Genomic DNA, 16,031 nt, shown 5'->3' on the forward strand with positions numbered 1-16,031 from the left:
GCGCCCCACAACGCCGCGCCCGCATGCCGTTTGCGGGCCGCGGCACCGGCAGGGCAGGGTTCGGGGCGTGCCTACCTTGCTGATCGTGCATCACACCCCCTCGCCGCGCTGCCAGGAGCTGTTCGAGGCGGTCGTCTCGGGCGCGACCACCCCGGAGATCGAGGGCGTCCGCGTCGTACGGCGCGCGGCCCTGTCCGCCACCGCCGCCGACGTCCTCGCGGCCGACGGCTACCTCCTCGGCACCCCGGCGAACCTCGGCTACATGTCCGGCGCCCTCAAGCACTTCTTCGACCAGATCTACTACCCCTGCCTGGACGAGACCCAGGGCCGCCCCTTCGGCTACTACGTGCACGGCGGCAACGACGTCACGGGCGCCGTCCGCGCCATCGAGGCCGTCACCACGGGCCTGGGCTGGCGCCGCGCCGCCGAAGCGGTGACCGTCACCGGCGAGCCGGGCAAGTCCGATGTGGAGGCGTGCTGGGAGCTGGGTGCCACCGTCGCGGCGGGACTCGCCGAGGGGTGAGCCCCGCTGCCCGCGCGGCCACCGGAGTGATCTTGGCGCACACGCCCCCGGTCACCGGCGTGGACCGGATGCCCGCCCGCCACGTGCTCTGTTAGTCCTGTTCATGTGCTCATAGGACATTTACGGGTGGTTGGTCGTTCCCCGGGTGCCCGGGGACGCCGTACCGCGTTGCTGCTGTCGCTGCTCCTCACCGCGGCAGGCGGCCTGACCGGCTGGGCGACCGCCGACGGCGCGGGGACGCACGGGCTCGCGCTGGCGGTCGCGGTCAACACCCGTCCGGGCACGGGCGCGACACGGCCGGGCATCCGGATCGGGCACGCGGCGGTGAAGACCTACCGGCTCGCCAACCGCACCGGAGCCGACCTCCAGGACGTCCGGATCACCGACCCCGAGCTGCCCGCGACCGCGATCCGGTGCCCCGGCGGCCGCACTTACGTCCCGATGCTGCGCGGCCTCACCTCGGTCACGTGCACGGCACGCACCGTCGCCCGGCCCGGCGTGCGGACCGTCGACGTCCGGGCGGTGGGCCGGATCCCTGCCCTGCACACGGAGTCCCGCGCCGTCGCCCGCGCCGGCTACAGCGGCGTCGGTGGACAGGTCGGCCTGTCGGAGACGGTCCGGACGGTTCGTACTATCCGGACGGCGCGGAACGTCCCGACGGCGGAGAGGTTCCCGACGGTACGGACCATCCGTGCAGTCCGTGCAGTCCGTGCAGTTCGGGTGGTGCGCCCGGTGCGCCCGGTGCGCTTGGCCCTGGCGCGACGTGCCGCGCCGGGCGGCGGTGCCACCGTCTTCTACGAGGTGACCAATCCCGGCAACCGCACGGTGTACGACCTCCACCTCACCGATCCCGTGCTCTCCCCGCCCCGCATCGACTGCCCCGGGGGTGGCGCCGTCGTATCCGCGCTGGACCCGGGCCGGTCCGTGCGATGCGTGGCGCAGGTGCGGCGGCCCCCGGGGACCTATCGCAGCGCAGGGTGGGTCGAGGGAACCGACCGCACCCACACCCTCCTGCCGAACGGCAGCCTGGAACCCCCGCCCCTGCTGACGGCCCGCGCGGCCGGGACCTTCACCCTGCGAGCCCCCGCACTGCCGAGACCGAGCACCCCCCGAGCCCCCGCGTCGCCACCCGTCGCCGCACCTCCGGCAGGCCCGGCGGCCCCAGCAGGTCCGCCGCCCGTCCTGCCCCTGCCCCCAGGCGCCGTGTTCCCGCCCGCACCCGCGCTGCCACCCCCTGCCGGTGCGGCAACCGTTCCGGCAGCCCCGGCACCCGCACCCGTTCCCGGTGCTGCTGCGGGTGCGGCCGCCGGGACTGGTACGACCGCGGGGGCCGCCGCGGGTACGACGGCCGGAGCCGGAGCCGGAGCCGGAGCCGGAGCCGGAGCCGGAGCCGGAGCCGGAGCCGGAGCCGGAGCCGGAGCCGGAGCCGGAGCCGCCGCCGACGGTGCGGGTGCCGGAGCCGCTGCCGGCGGTGCGGGTGCCGGAGCCGCTGCCGGAACCGGTGCCGGCACCACCACCGGTGCGGGTGGTGCGGGTGGCGCGACGGGTACCCAAGGCGGTGATGCCGCAGCACAGGTGACGGGTGGTCAGAGCACCGATGGGCAGGCGACGGCAGGCGTGTCGTCCGAGCGGCAGACGACCGGCTCGTCGACGGAGGGCGGGACCACGGCAGGCCGGTCGAGCGGGGACGGGACAGCCTCGGGCCAGTCGGTATCCGGCGAGGAAACCTCCGGTCAATCAACCGGGGGCAGATCGACGTCAGGCCAGTCAAGCTCAGGCCAGTCAAGCTCAGGCCAGTCGACCTCGGGCCAGTCGACCTCGGGCCAGTCGACCTCGGGCCGCCTGGCCGCCCCCGCCGTGCCCCCGCGGCGCGCCCCCTCCATCCTGACCCGCTTCGTCCGCCCCGGCGGCGACCCGACCGGGCTCGGGCTGCTCACCGTGCTGTTCCTGATGCTGATCCCCGCCGTCGTGGCCGCAGTGCTGCTCGGCTCGCGGGGGACCGGTTCGTAGCCGCCGACCGCCGTACCCCGCCGTGCACATCGAGACGACAGGAGCGCCCCAGCCGATGATCGAGACCTTTGCCGTTGTCCTGGGGGTCGCACTGGTCGCCGCCGGTGTCGTGGTGGCCCGGCACCGGTACTGGCCGCCGGCCCCGGAGGCGGAACCGCGCGAGGACGTCGCCGAGTACATCTCCATGATGGTCGGGGTCCTCTACGCCCTGGTGCTGGGGTTGGCCATGGTGTCCGTGTGGGAGACGCGGTCCGGGGCCGAGAGCCATGTGCAGGCCGAGGCGAGCGCCGCGCACCAGATCCTGCTGCTGTCCGCCGGGCTCCCCGCGCCGGAGGCCCGGCGGACCCGCGGCGCCGTGGACGCGTACGTGCACCACGTCGTGTCCGCCGAGTGGCCCGCCATGCGGGACGGGAGCGTGCCCGGCCAGGAAGGCTGGGCCCTGCTGGACGCCGTCCGCGCGTCGGGCGGTGTCCCCGCCGACGCCACCCCGGTCCAGCAGGCGACGCTGCAGGAGACCCTGGCCCAGCTCGGCGTGCTGGACGACGCCCGGCGCGGGCGGGAGGCCGACGTGGGCAGCGGTCTGTCGCCCGTCCTGTGGTTCGGGCTGATCGTCGGCGGGATGCTCACCGTGGCCTTCATGTTCATGTTCGGGGTGAAACGCAGCGTCACCCACGTGGTGATGGTGATGGGCCTGACGGCGCTCATCACCTTCACCGTGCTGCTGGTCTACCAGCTGAACCAGCCGTTCAACGGCTTGTTCGCCGTCGACTCCACACCCTTCACCCGCTACTTCCCGTACGCCTGACCCCGTCCGGTACCTGGCGTCCGTCCGGTACCCGGTCTCCGTCGGTGCCCGCCGGGGTCCCCAGCAGCCGCGCCGCGATGCGCCGCTCGTCGGGCCAGCGCACGTCGTACGCCCAGCCCCACCGTTCGAACCCGGCGATCAGCCAAGCCGTGAGGTCCGGCTGTCCCTTCAGCCCGCCGTGCCGGGCGCTGTTGGGGTCGGCGTGGTGCAGGTTGTGCCAGCCCTCGCCGAAGGTCAGCAGCGCCACCCAGCGGATGTCGCGTGACTGGTCGCGGGTCGCGTAGTGCTGGGCGCCGAAGGCGTGCGCGACGGAGTTGACGGACCAGGTGACGTGGTGGACGACCGCGTACCGCACGAGGCTCGCCCACAGGAAGGTGACGGCCGCCGTCCGCCAGTCGTGGGTCCAGGCCAGGACGAGCAGCGGCGGCAGCCCCAGGGAGACGGCGATGGCCACCGGGTAACACCGGTCCAGGCGGCGTACGTCCGGGTCGGCGAGCAGATCCGGGGCGTAGCGCGGATAGTTGGCACGGACCGGCGAGGACGAGAACCAGCCCACCTGCGCGTGCCAGAGCCCCTTGAGCAGGGCCCGGCGGGAGGTGCCGTACTTCCACGGCGAGTGCGGGTCGCCGTCCCGGTCCGCGTACTGGTGGTGGCGCCGGTGCTCGGCCACCCACATGGTGACCGGCCCCTCCATGGCCATGGAGCCCGCGATCCCCAGGGCGATCCGCAGTGGCCGTCTCGCCTTGAAGGACAGGTGGGTGAAGTGCCGGTGGTAGCCGGCGGTGATGCCCATGATGGACAGGGCGTACATCCCGATGGCGAGGCCCACGTCGTACCAGTGGGGCCCCCAGCCCGCCACGAGGGCGGCCGGCAGCGCCACGGCCAGGACGGCGAGCGGTCCTACGACGAGCATGAGCAGGTAGCCGGTGCGCAGCGGGACGCTCACCGGGACGGTGTCGGGCAGCGGGGCGCGTAGGCCGTTCGGGTGATCGGCGGAGGTGGTCACGGCGCACCTCGCACGCGGCGGAACGGGCAAGTGGAGGGGGTCATGTGCGGCGATTATGCGGGCGCCATATGCCGCCGGGGCTCAGGCGCGCACGGCCGCACGGGCCCGGCGCCCATGCTCTACCTGGATGGATGAAGGTGCGGGCGCCGTGCGACTGCCCGACGATGGGACCGGGGCCGGGTTCCCCGGACGCGTCCGCCCCCTCGCGCAGACGCTGTCGTATCCGCGTTCATCTCCGCCCACCTCCATTCGTCCCAGTTCATCTCATTTCATCTCCTTTTGTTTCCGCTCGCTCCTATTCATCGTCAGTCATCAACAGCCATTCGTATTCGTATCAAGTACGTCGTCGAGTCGAGGAGTGTCGGATGCGCACGGACGGCCACGCACCCGGACGGCATGGGCAGGAAGGGCGGGACGGACAGGGCGGACAGGAACGGCGGGACGGGCAGGACGCCAAGGAGTTGCTGCGCCGGTGCGCGCGGGACGTGGTGGACGTCGCCGAGGGCATCCGCGAGGTGGCCGGGCGCACCAGCACCGCGCTGTTCGCGCCCGCCCTGGCCGGCTCGGCGCGCCGCAGGCCCCGTACCGGCCTCCCCGCCCAGTGGGCGCTGCTGCGGGCCCTGACCAACAAGCAGGGGCTCGGCGGCGCGGCCATCACGGCACCCAAGGGCATGGGCTACATGCTCGGCGCCGCCGGTGAGGCCCTGGGCCGGGAGAGCCTGGCCGCGCTGGTGGCCGTCTCCTCGCTGCGGCTGCGGATCGCCGCCGTACTCGTGGACCACCCCGAGTTCGAACGCGACCCGGGCATGCGCCGGCTGACGGAGGCCGTCACCGCCGACCACGACCTGGCGGCCGTACGAGCCCTGCGCGCCCTGTTCCGTGACCAGGGCGCCCAGCGCGCCCTGTCCGGCCTCGCCCCTCTGCTGGCCGAACTCCTCGCAATCCGGGCCCTGTTGGACGAGGACCCGATGAACGACGAGACCGGCTGGGCGCTGGCCACGGGCCGCGAGCTGACCGCCGACCCGGTCAAGGGCATCGGGGCCGCCCGCGTCGCCGGCCTGGACCGGGGTGACGGCGCCGCCGAGGCCGTCGACCTCACCGACCAGGAGAAGCAGACCATCGCGGGCGAGGGCTCCTTCCTCGGTTTCCTGCGCAACATCGAGACGCTCTCCACCGACGGCCGGATCCTCGTGCAGAACGTGCGCGGCCCCGACGGCGTCGTACGGTACGTCGTCCAGGCCCCCGGCATGGCCCCCGGCCGCCCCCGCAACGACTCCCCGCAGGACTTCGTCGGCGCCTGGCGCAATCTGTTCATGGCCGACTCGCCCTACACCCGCGCGGTGCTGCTGGCCCTGGAGGAGCACGGCATCCCGCGCGGCGCCGAGATCGCCCTGATCGGGCACAGCGAAGGCGGGATCGCGCTGATGAACCTCGCCCAGGACGAGGAGTTCTGCCGCGCCTACCGCGTGACGCACATGGTCGCCGTCGGCTCCCCCGTCGACAACAAGAAGCCCGCCGACCCGCGCACCTGGGTCGCCAGCATCACCAACCAGCACGACATCGTGCCGGTCCTCGACGGCAGGGGAGCGGGCACCGCCTTCGACCCCCACCCCCACTGGTACGAGGTCGACTACACCGGGCCCACCCACGAGTTCCCGCTGTGCCACATGCTCCGTGAGTACATGGAGCACCTGCGCACCGTCATCCCCGAGGCCCGCAAGGACGTCGACGAGGCGCTCGCGCCCTACCGCGGCCCCGTCGTGCGCACCCAGGCCTACCAGCTCAAGGACCGCGCCAACCCGCCCGAGGGCTACCCCTTCCTCACCCTGCCCACCACGTCCGTCGCCACCACCGCGGGCCCGGTCGACGTCCCCGTGCGCTACTACGACTCCTCCGCCGCCCACCTGGGCTTCCCGGTCGACGCCGGCGTCGCCCGGGCCCTGCTGCCCGGCGTCACCTGGATGGTGCCGAGCCGGCTGGGCCGGCGGGCGCTGGCGGTGCTGTCCCTGTACGAGCACCGCTGCTCCACCATCGGCCCCTACACCGAGATCGTCCTGTCGGTCCTGGTGGACGACCTGTGGCGGCCCCGCCCGCTCGACATCGCCGCCGACCTGCTGCGCCGCGCCGACCTGCGCCGCACCGGCCGGTACGTCCTCTCCCTCGCCGTCACCACCGAGGAGGCCCGCGTGGTCGCCCGGGAGCTCTGGGGCCAGCCCGCGGTCCGCACCCTGGCCGAGGCCGACCTGATGGGCCGTGACATCCGCTTCACCTCGCCGGACCTCGGCATCGCCGTCGAGGGCCGCCTCGGCCCGGGCGTCCGCTGCCCCGAGGCGGACTGGGTGCTCTACGGCCGGCGCCGCGAGAGCACCGTACGCACCCTGCTACGCACCCACGGCAAGCTGCGGCTGCACACCGGAACCGGCGTACGGCTGCGCCTGGACACCGCCGCGGCCGAACCGATGGCCGGGCAGCTGCGCCGGCTCGGCGTCGACACCGCCCGCCCGCTGTTCGTCCTGTCCTGCCCGCAGTTCATGACCCATCGCAGCGCCGGCGCCGTCCTGCCGCGCTGAGCCCCCCGCCCCCTCCACGCGACCGGGAGCAGCCATGGTGACCGAGTCCCCCGCAACGATGCCGTCGACCGGTGAACTCCTCGACAGGGCAACCGTCCTGCGCGCCGACGCCGACCTGATGGACGACTACGCCCGACGGCTGCGGGCCACCGCGGCGACGCTGGACGGCTGCGTGGCGGCGCCCGCGTGGAGCCGGCCCACCCTGGAACAGCAGGCGGCGGCCTGCGGCACGGCGGCGGAGCAACTGCGCACCGCCGCCGAGGCCTTGCACGCCCATGTACGGGCCGGTGGCTGACCGCCCTCAGAGCGCCGCGGTCCTGGAGTCCGCGGCGCTCCTGCCGAGCGACACGAAGTAACGCGCCTTGGTCTCGGGCAGGTTGCGGTGCAGCAGGTCGGAGAAGCCGCGGGTCTCGCGGACGATCCGCAGACCCTCGGCCGAGAACGTCGACGGCGCGAACAGGCGCGGCGCCAGCAGGGGGTTGTTCAGCGCCTCCGAGAACGCGTCGACGGAGATGACGCGTTCGAGCAGCCGCCCGAAGATCGCCCCCGGCTCCGGCTCCTCCGCGAACACACCGACGTACAGATCGATGGCGTCGACGTCGCCGTACACCTCCATCAGCGCGTCCTGGACCCGCGGGTCGCCGGAGATCTGCCTGGGGTGGGTGACGCGGGGGAAGCCGTAGTGGGCGCGGTAGTCGTTGTACGGGGCCAGCCGCAGCTCGCGGCCGACCGCGATGCTGCGCTCCTCGATGGGCATCAGCACGTCGTCGGTGTTGAACAGGCCCGAGAGACCGGCCGGTTGCAGGGACAGGTCCTCCATCAGCGGTCCGAGACCGCGGTCGGTGACCAGCCGCCCGTTGGCGATCGTGCGCGCGAGCGGCACCTCCCGGCCGCCGATGGCGTAGCTGGACGGAACCAGGCTGTGCCAGCGGTACACCAGGCTGAACTCGACCGTCGCCCAGTTCTCCCGGTGCCACACCCCCCGGTCGGTGCGCACCGGGTCGAGGACGAAGTCGAAGTGGTACGGCGTGATGTGGTTGATGTACTCCTCCAGCATCACCCGGATCATCATCACGATGAGCGTGTTGCGGGTGGTCTGGAAGAGCCGTTCGTCGTCCCAGTCGGGGTGGGCGTCGGCGAGCAGGCCGGCCACCCGGTTGTGCTCGCGCAGGAAGAGGACGTTCATCGCCATCGGGCCGATGTGCGCGTGCACGCGGTCGCCGCCGGAGGCGAAGAGAGTGTCCCGCAGCTCCTCGGGCACCTCGTCGAACCGCACCGGCCGCAGCGCCCGGAACTCCTCCTTGATCTTTCCGCCCTCGCACAGCAGCGGCGGGAACTCGCCCCCGTCCACCTGCCTGCTCTTCAGCCGCCCGCCCTCGAAGGTCCGCAAGGAGGCGGTGACCTCCGCGCGGTCGCCGTAGAGCTGGCACATGTCGAGTGTGTGCGGGGAGTCGGTGCGGCGCGGATCGCCGGTGGCGGCGTGCCCGCGCAGGAAGCCGTCGGTGAACCACTGGGCGAACGCGGGCAGCAGCGCCGTCGACCGGGGGCAGTACCGGGTCGCGCCGTCGCGCCGGAACAGCTCGGCGACCTTTTCGGGAGCCGGCAGCCGCTCTGCCCCGCCGTCGGCCGGTGGCAGGTGCCGGCCCACCCACGAACGGTCGGTGAGGGAGTCCCACGACGTGTACGGGCTCTTGGTGCTCAGCGGGTCGGGACGCGGGGGCGCCTTGAGGACGGCCAGGTCGGTCAGGGTGGAGTTCAGCCGCCGGTGCAGCCACCTGCTGCGCTGGGCCGTCCGCCACACGGGCCCGAAACGGGTCAGCAGATGCGTCTCGAACCGATTGCGCCGCCCGTCGCGGGATCGGTCCCGTGCCCCGGTCCACGGTCCGGTCCGGGTCTGCGTCGCACGAGACGTGACGGTCATGGGTCCTCCGGGTCAGGTCGCGTTCCCGGCCGGGCGGCCGGAACTCACCGTGTAGTGCTGCGGGAACGGGGTGCCGGCGTAGTCCAGCTCCCGCTCGCCGCCGGGCAGCGGGAGGATGCCGGGGCGCAGCAGCACGCGCCGCACCAGCTCGGGCAGGATCACCGAGGCCGCGTACCGGCCGACGCAGTCGTGGGCGCCGTAGCCGAGGACGAGGTTGTGCGCGGGCGGGCGTCCGGGCCGGAACTCGGCGGGCGCGTCGAGGACCTCCTCGTCGAACATCGCCGACGCGAAGCAGGCCAGCACCACGCTCTTGGCCGGGATCACCGTCTGCCGCGGGGTGCCGGCGGCGAGGGTGTGGTCGCGCACGCACAGCCGGGGCGTGACCGGCACGAACGGGTGGAAGCGCAGGGCCTCCCACACGAAGGCGTCGAAACGGGCCGGGTCGCCCTCCGCCGCCAGCCGCCGCGCCTCGGCCAGCGCCTGCGGGCGGACGGCCAGTTCCTTGACGGCGGTGGCCACGCACTGGGTGGCGTTCTGCTGGTAACCCGTCAGGTAGCCGACCAGGTTGGCGTTGATCCGCTCGTCGTCGAAGGCGTACTCGGCGGGCAGGCTGATGCGCAGCATCCGCGCGAGGACGTCGTCCGAGACCCGGCCGGGTGCGGCACCGTCCGCGGCCCCGCGACCGGATGCGGCGCCGAGGCCGTCACCGTCCGCGACTCCGGGGCCGTCACCGGGTGTGCCGTCGGCCGCCTCCCGGCGGCGGGCGATGACCTCGGCGACCCGGTCGTGCAGCTCCCGGCCCGCCGCCACACCCGCGGCATGGATCCCGGGGTCGCGCTCGGGGTTGACGGCGAACGCCCACTGCATCGCGCGGGTGCAGCCGTGCAGGATGTCCTCGTCGATGCCGGTGAAGCCCAGATAGCCGATGGCGACACGGGCCGCCGCCGGACGGGCGTAGTCCTGGATCAGGTCGAAGGTGTCCGCACCCCGGGCGACAGCCTCGTCCAGCACGGCGTCGGCGACCGACGCGGTCAGCTCCCGCACCCGGGGCGCGTCCTCGGCGGCGAGTACGAGCTGCCCGTACCCCCGCTCGCGCCAGTGCACGTCGGCACCGTCCCGCGCGAGGACGAACGGCGCGCCCAGCACGTCCTCCAGCGCCGGTCCGAACACCCCGACCGTGAACGTGCCGGGTGCGGACAGCACCTCCAGCACGTCCGGGTGCCGGGTGACGAAGACGCCGACCGGCGTGCTGAACACCGGACGCTGTGCGCGCAGTTGGGCGAAGACGGCCGCCTTGTCGGCGACCATGCCCTGTCGCAACAGGGACACCCGCTGCGGGACGTCGTCCTCGGGGATCGCGTCGTACGCGGCGAGAAAGTCCATGAGGGCATTCAGCCACCGGCCCGGACACGTCGCATTTCGGACGGGCATTCGGATGACCGGGCCCGCGCGGGAGGTACATTGACGGTGCCGCACGCGGTGCCCCCACCGGATTCCGCACACCCGGCCGCCCCCGCGACCTGTCCCGCCCACCCGCCGGGCCCGTCGCCCGACGGTCCCCGTACCGCAGAGGAGCGTGCGCGATGCTCTCCACCTGGGCCGGGGCCCTCGTGCCCGTGTTCAGCGACACGACCGTCAGCGGTGCCGAACGGCTGCTCGGGGAGCCCGGGCACGGCCGCGTCCTGGCCGCCAACCACACCTCCTTCTTCGACCCGGTCCTGCTCATCGGCACCCTGCACCGGCTCGGCCACCGGCCCGCCGTCCTGGCCACCGCCGGGCTGTGGCGGGTGCCCCTGCTGGCGCGCGCCCTCACCCACGAGGGGTACGTACCCGTGCACCGGGGCAGCCGCCGCGCCCCGGACGCCCTGCGGCCCGCCTCCGACGCCCTCGCCGAGGGGCGCGGCGTGCTGATCTACCCCGAGGGCCGCCTGCCCCGGTACCGCGCCGCGCACGACCGACCGCCCGGCCCGCTGAAGACCGGCGTGATCCGGCTCGCGCTGTCCACCGGCGTTCCGGTGGTCCCCGTCGGGCACGCCGGAGCCCGCCGCGTCTCCTCCGGCAGCCGCGCCAAGCAACTGGCCGGATGGGCCACCGCCCCCCTGCGACGCCCCCGCGTCCACGTGCACTTCGGGGAGCCCCTCCACCTGGACGACACGCGCCGGCCGCTGGAGGACCTGGAGGCCGCCCTCGCCGACGCCTGGTCGTGTGCCGTACGGGCGCTGGGCCCGGGGCAGGCCGAGGACACGCCGGACGGCGACGGCCTCTTCCCGGCCCCGGGCCGCTGACGGTTCGGCCGCCGCGTTGGCACATCCGGGTGGTAGCGGACGCCGTCCCGCGCCGAAGGAGTTGTCGCAGCAGGGAACAGGCGTCCCCCGCCCGGATAATCACCGCTCATGCAGCTCGTGAAAGCAGGCGGCGGGGCGCGGCGCGCCCCCGTGGCGGTCACCGGACTGGGACTGGTCACCCCGGCAGGCATCGGCCGGGACGAGGCATGGGAGGGTCTGTGCGCCGGTCAGTCCACGGCGACCGCCGACCCCGGCCTGGACGGGCTGCCCGTGGCCTTCTCCTGCCGGGTACCCGACCTGGACGCGCGCGGCCTGCTGGGTCACCGGCTCAGCCGCCGGCTGGACCGCTTCACCACCTTCGCGCTGCTCGCCGCGCGCGAGGCCGTCGCCGACGCCCGGCTCACGCCCGACGGCTGGGACGGGGCCCGGGTCGGCGTCGTGATGGGCGTCGGCACCGGTTCCATGCAGGGGTGGCAGGCCGAGTTCGACCGGCTCGCGGACCACACGCCGGACCGGGTCTCCCCCCTCGCGCTGCCCCGCAGCGTGCCCAACATGGCCGCCGCCGAGATCGCCCTGGACCTCGGTGCGACCGGCCCCAACATGGTCGTCAGCACCGCCTGCGCCTCCGGCACCAGCGCGATCGGACTCGCCCGGGACTGGCTGCTGTCCGGCGCCTGCGACCTCGTGCTCGCCGGCGGCAGCGAGTCGGCCCGGCTCCGGATGACCGCCGCCTGTTTCGCCCAGATGCGCGCCCTGTCCCGCCGCGCCGACAGCCCCCACGAGGCCTCGCGCCCCTTCGACCGCGACCGCGACGGCTTCGTCCTCGGTGAGGGGGCCGCCGTCCTCGTCCTCGAACGCACCGAGGACGCCCGCGCCCGCGGCACCCGGCCGGCCGCCCTGCTCTCCGGCTTCGGCGCCTCCTGCGACGCCCACCACTTCACCGCCCCGCAGCCGAGCGGCGACGGTGCCGCCCGCGCGATCCGCGGCGCCCTCGCCGACGCCGGCCTGGGCCCCGAGGACATCGACCACGTCAACGCGCACGGCACCTCCACCCCACAGGGGGACGCGGCCGAACACAACGCGCTGCACGCGGTCTTCCACCGGCCGCCGCCCGTCACGGCCGTCAAGGGCACCATCGGGCACGCCATCGGCGGCGCCGGCGCCATCGAGGCGGCCTGCACCGTGCTCACCCTGCGCCACCAGCTGATCCCGCCCACCGCCAACCTCGACACCCTCGACCCGGCGATGGACCTCGACGTCGTCACCAAGACGCCCCGCCCGCAGCGGATACGAGCCGCCGTCAGCAGCTCCTTCGGCTTCGGTGGCCAGAACGCCGTCCTCGCCTTCACCGCCCTGGACTAGGGCCAGGCCCACCGAACCCGCCCGTCCCCCCCGAGCCGAAAGGTCCCCCGTTGCCGGAGTTCCCGGAGTCCACGGACGTTTCCGAGCCCACGGAGGTCTCGGAGCGCAGGGAGGTCCCGGCGCGCGCGGAGCCCTTGTCCCGATCGGGGGCTCCGGTGCACTCGGAGGCTCCGGTGTGCTCGGAACCCGGCCCGCCGTCCCGCGGAGTGGGCTCCTGGCAGCGCGCCGAGCAGCTCCTGATCGGGGTGTTCGTCGCCGTACCGTTCCTCGCGCTCGTCGCCGCGGTGCCGCTCGCCTGGCGGCACGGCCTGAGCCCCACGGACCTCGTGCTCGCCGTCGCCTTCTACCTCGTCAGCGGGCTCGGCATCACCGTCGGCTTCCACCGGCACTTCACCCACGGCTCGTTCAAGGCCCGGCGCCCGCTCAGGATCGCGCTCGCCCTGGCCGGCAGCCTCGCCGTCGAGGGCCCGCTGCTCACCTGGGTGGCCGACCACCGCAAGCACCACCGCTACTCCGACCGCGACGGCGACCCGCACTCGCCCTGGCGGTACGGCCGTTCGCCCCGCGCCCTCGCCAAGGGCATGGCCTACGCCCACCTGGGCTGGCTGTTCGAGACCGAGCACGCCTCACCCCGCGAGTACGCCCCCGACCTCCTCCGGGACCGCGCCATCACGCTCGTCTCCCGCGGCTTCGGCGTCCTCGCTCTCGTCTCCCTCGCGCTGCCGGCCCTGCTGGGCGGCGTACTGACCGGATCCTGGCAGGGCGCCCTCTCCGCCTTCTTCTGGGCAGGACTGGTACGGATCTGCCTCGTCCACCACGTCACCTGGTCCATCAACTCCATCTGCCACGCGGCCGGCGCGCACCCCTTCCGCAGCCGCGACCGCTCCGGCAACGTCTGGTGGCTGGCCCCGCTCTCCTTCGGCGAGTCCTGGCACAACCTCCACCACGCCGACCCCACCAGCGCCCGCCACGGCGTCCTCACCGGCCAACTCGACGCCAGCGCACGTCTGATCCGCTGGTTCGAACACCTCGGCTGGGCCTACGACGTCCGCTGGCCGGACGGGCGCCGGGTGGCCGGCCGCCGGCAGGCGGAAACGCCCGGCGGCGCACCCACCCCCTAGCGTGGACCCATGTACGCCACGCGAGTCACCCGGCGCGTACGGGCGCCCGCCGAGGCCGTCTACCGGGCCCTGACCGATCCGGACGACCTCGCGGTCTGGCGGGTCCCCGAGAACACGACGGCCCACGTCCACACCTTCGAAGCCCGTGAGGGCGGTGCCTTCCGGATCTCGCTCGTCCACGCCGCACCGGGCGCCGTGGGCAAGTCCGGTGGCCGTGCCGACACCTACCACGGGCACTTCGTGACGCTCGTTCCCCGTGTCCGGGTGGTGGAGGTCTTCGCGTTCGAGACGGACGACGAGGCCCTGCGCGGCACGATGACCCTGACGACGACGCTCACCGAGGCGGACGGCGCGACCGACGTCGAGGTGCTGCACGAGGGCATCCCGGACGCCATCTCCCGCGCCGACAACGAGCTGGGCACCCGGATGGCCCTCGACCACCTCGCCCGCCTGATCGAAGAACGGAACCCCACCGGGGGGCCGCACACGAAGGAAGGGGACGGCGGAACCGGCGGGGACGGATTGCGGTCTTAAGGTGTGTCGACGAACGGGATCGGACCGGTCGCGAAGTAAACGGGGAAATGAGAAACATGTCCATCCGCAAGCGCAAGACCCTGCTCACCGCCGTGGCCGTCACCGCCGGCCTCACCCTGGCCGCCGTCACGCCAGCCCTCGCCGGCACCAGCACCAGCACCGCGAGTCACCCCGCCCGGGCCGCCGCCGTCCCCGGTGCCCAGGGCGACCCGCGCAACGTCACCCAGCGGGTGGCCGACTTCTACGGCGCCTACATCGACGCCGTGTGGGACGGTGAGGACGCGGCCGCCGGCGCGGACCTCAAGGCGCTGCGGGCCTTCTACCTGAGCAACTCCGCGCGGAAGAAGGTCGCCGCGTACGAGAAGAAGAACCACGCCGACGGCATCCTCTTCGCGCAGAACGTGCCGGTGAAGTGGAAGGTCGCCTACACCGGCTCCGGCGCCGGCCACGCCACCAGCAGGGTCACGCTCACCTGGGGCGACGGCAGCCACGCCGAGGTCAGCAGGATCGACGTCCAGTCCGACCTGAAGACCCGCAAGATCACCGACCTGAAGCCGGTGCGCTGACCGGCCGACGGAACGCGGTCCCGCCCCGCCCGCCCCGGCTCGGGGCGGGGCGGGGTTCGCCCGCCGCGGACCGGCCCCGAGCGGTTCCGGTGCCCCGGGAAGGGGTCAGAGCCGTCCGTCCCGACCGTGCGGGTGGTGTGGGCCGTGCGGACGGTACGGGTGGTAGGGACGGGGCAGTCGCATCCCGCGGCCGGCCATGATCTGCCGTACGCGGTCGGGGTAGTCGGTGATGATCCCGTCGACGCCCATGTCCATCAGCGCCTCCACCGTCGCCGGATCGTCGCAGGTCCAGGGGACCACCTTCAGGCCGCGGGCGTGCGCCTCGGCGACCATCGCCGCGTCGGAGTAGAAGCGGAAGCCGGGGTCGCCGACCTTTCCGGCCTGGGGGAAGCCGTAGTTGGGGGAGAGGGCAGTGACACCGGGGACGGCCGCGGCCGCCCTGACGAAGTCGCCGCCGTAGTCGTCGGCGTCGATCCCGCCGAGCCACGGGGACGCGCCGGGCTGACCGACCTGCAGGAAGTCGTAGTTCGTCAGCGCCACCAGCGGCCAGGCCGGGGCCAGCCGGTGCATCGCCATCAGCGCGCCCCAGTCGAAGGACTGGACGGTGACCTGCCGCTCGATGCCGGAGCGGTGGATCTCCTCGTACACCCGGCGCACGAACACCCCACGCGGCGCGGTCTGTTCGGGTGAGCCGGCCTCGACCTTGGTCTCGATGTTCAGCGTGACCTGGTGCGCGTGATAGCTCTTCACCAGGTTCAGGACGTCCTTCAGCTCGGCCATCCGGAAGCCCTGGACGACCTCCTGGTCCGGGAAGCCGGGCAGTTGCCGGTAGCCGCAGTCCAGGGTCCTGATCTGGGCGAGCGTCAGGTCCTTGATGTACTTGCCGACATACGGGTACAGCGGGTCATCGGGCGTGACGGGGCCGGTGTCGCGGCACTTGACGCCGTTGATCTGCCGGTCGTGGTTGACGACGACCTTCAGGTCCGCGGTGATCTGGGTGTCCAGCTCCAGGGTGGACACCCCGAGCCGCATCGCCTTGCCGAATCCCTCCAGCGACTCCTCGGTCGTCATGCCGAGACCGCCGCGGTGGGCCTGGAGATCGAAACGGGACAGGGGCGGGCCGCCGTGGGCCGCCTGCGCGGTGACCGGGAACGCGAGCGCCGGCAGCACGGCCAGACCGGCGAGCAGGTGTCGTAAGGACATGCGCGGATTCTCGCAACGGCCGGGGCCCGTGGGGCACCTCCCCGACCGGACTTTGGCGCAAAGGCTCTCGGACGAGTACGGCCACGAGTACGGCCGAGGGTGCGGCCACGGGTGCGGTCACCGGT

Annotated in this window: 14 protein-coding genes; 10 read left to right on the top strand and 4 right to left on the bottom strand. The window is 73.6% G+C overall.

All coding sequences use genetic code 11. From position 1 onward, the window contains the following. Positions 1–67: 67 nt before the first annotated feature. The 3 genes from OIB37_RS33635 (at position 68) to OIB37_RS33645 (ending at position 3,338) form a co-directional block, all read left to right on the top strand. A complete protein-coding gene (locus OIB37_RS33635) occupies positions 68–523 on the top strand; it encodes a flavodoxin family protein (RefSeq protein WP_330461374.1) in 456 nt (151 codons plus the stop codon). 126 nt (positions 524–649) lie between these two features. After that, the gene (locus OIB37_RS33640; RefSeq protein WP_330461375.1) at positions 650–2,533 is read left to right on the top strand and encodes a hypothetical protein; all 1,884 of its coding nucleotides are present in this window, start codon (positions 650–652) and stop codon (positions 2,531–2,533) included. 55 nt (positions 2,534–2,588) lie between these two features. Next, positions 2,589–3,338: a bestrophin-like domain gene (locus tag OIB37_RS33645; protein ID WP_330461376.1), complete on the top strand. Its 750-nt coding sequence runs from the start codon at positions 2,589–2,591 to the stop codon at positions 3,336–3,338. Here the strand turns inward: OIB37_RS33645 and OIB37_RS33650 are convergent. Next, on the bottom strand, positions 3,313–4,344 hold the full coding sequence (locus tag OIB37_RS33650) for an acyl-CoA desaturase (RefSeq protein ID WP_330461377.1): 1,032 nt from the start codon (positions 4,342–4,344) through the stop codon (positions 3,313–3,315). The two genes, OIB37_RS33645 and OIB37_RS33650, sit on opposite strands and share 26 nt — an antisense overlap. Before the next feature lie 365 nt (positions 4,345–4,709). On the opposite strand from OIB37_RS33650, the gene OIB37_RS33655 reads away from it, so the two are divergent. Both OIB37_RS33655 and OIB37_RS33660 read left to right on the top strand, forming a co-directional pair. Then, complete coding sequence (locus OIB37_RS33655) at positions 4,710–6,914, top strand: hypothetical protein (RefSeq protein ID WP_330461378.1); 2,205 nt, start codon at positions 4,710–4,712, stop codon at positions 6,912–6,914. 34 nt (positions 6,915–6,948) lie between these two features. Next, positions 6,949–7,209: a hypothetical protein gene (locus tag OIB37_RS33660; RefSeq protein WP_330461379.1), complete on the top strand. Its 261-nt coding sequence runs from the start codon at positions 6,949–6,951 to the stop codon at positions 7,207–7,209. 6 nt (positions 7,210–7,215) lie between these two features. Here OIB37_RS33660 and OIB37_RS33665 read toward each other — a convergent pair whose 3' ends face one another. Together OIB37_RS33665 and OIB37_RS33670 are read right to left on the bottom strand one after the other, a co-directional pair. Then, positions 7,216–8,835: a peroxidase family protein gene (locus OIB37_RS33665; RefSeq protein WP_330461380.1), complete on the bottom strand. Its 1,620-nt coding sequence runs from the start codon at positions 8,833–8,835 to the stop codon at positions 7,216–7,218. Positions 8,836–8,847: 12 nt separating this feature from the next. After that, positions 8,848–10,218 carry a cytochrome P450 gene (locus OIB37_RS33670; RefSeq protein ID WP_330461381.1) on the bottom strand — a complete coding sequence of 457 codons (1,371 nt, stop codon included), beginning with the start codon at positions 10,216–10,218 and terminating at the stop codon, positions 8,848–8,850. Positions 10,219–10,418: 200 nt separating this feature from the next. Between OIB37_RS33670 and OIB37_RS33675 the strand changes: the two genes are divergently transcribed. From OIB37_RS33675 to OIB37_RS33695, 5 genes are all read left to right on the top strand, one after another. Further along, positions 10,419–11,120 (top strand): lysophospholipid acyltransferase family protein, encoded by a 702-nt coding sequence (locus OIB37_RS33675; protein ID WP_330461382.1) that lies wholly within the window; start codon positions 10,419–10,421, stop codon positions 11,118–11,120. 108 nt (positions 11,121–11,228) lie between these two features. Further along, positions 11,229–12,482 (top strand): beta-ketoacyl-[acyl-carrier-protein] synthase family protein, encoded by a 1,254-nt coding sequence (locus OIB37_RS33680; protein WP_330461383.1) that lies wholly within the window; start codon positions 11,229–11,231, stop codon positions 12,480–12,482. Between the two features lie 173 nt (positions 12,483–12,655). Next, positions 12,656–13,603 (top strand): acyl-CoA desaturase, encoded by a 948-nt coding sequence (locus OIB37_RS33685; RefSeq protein ID WP_330461384.1) that lies wholly within the window; start codon positions 12,656–12,658, stop codon positions 13,601–13,603. 9 nt (positions 13,604–13,612) lie between these two features. Beyond that, positions 13,613–14,137 (top strand): SRPBCC domain-containing protein, encoded by a 525-nt coding sequence (locus tag OIB37_RS33690; protein ID WP_330461385.1) that lies wholly within the window; start codon positions 13,613–13,615, stop codon positions 14,135–14,137. Between the two features lie 56 nt (positions 14,138–14,193). Beyond that, positions 14,194–14,703 carry a hypothetical protein gene (locus OIB37_RS33695; RefSeq protein ID WP_330461386.1) on the top strand — a complete coding sequence of 170 codons (510 nt, stop codon included), beginning with the start codon at positions 14,194–14,196 and terminating at the stop codon, positions 14,701–14,703. A 105-nt stretch (positions 14,704–14,808) separates the two neighbouring features. Here OIB37_RS33695 and OIB37_RS33700 read toward each other — a convergent pair whose 3' ends face one another. Then, positions 14,809–15,906, bottom strand: coding sequence for a glycerophosphodiester phosphodiesterase family protein (locus OIB37_RS33700; protein ID WP_330461387.1), 1,098 nt, complete (start codon positions 15,904–15,906; stop codon positions 14,809–14,811). Positions 15,907–16,031 lie beyond the last annotated feature (125 nt).

This window comes from Streptomyces sp. NBC_00820 (genome assembly GCF_036347055.1).
Lineage (GTDB): Bacteria > Actinomycetota > Actinomycetes > Streptomycetales > Streptomycetaceae > Streptomyces.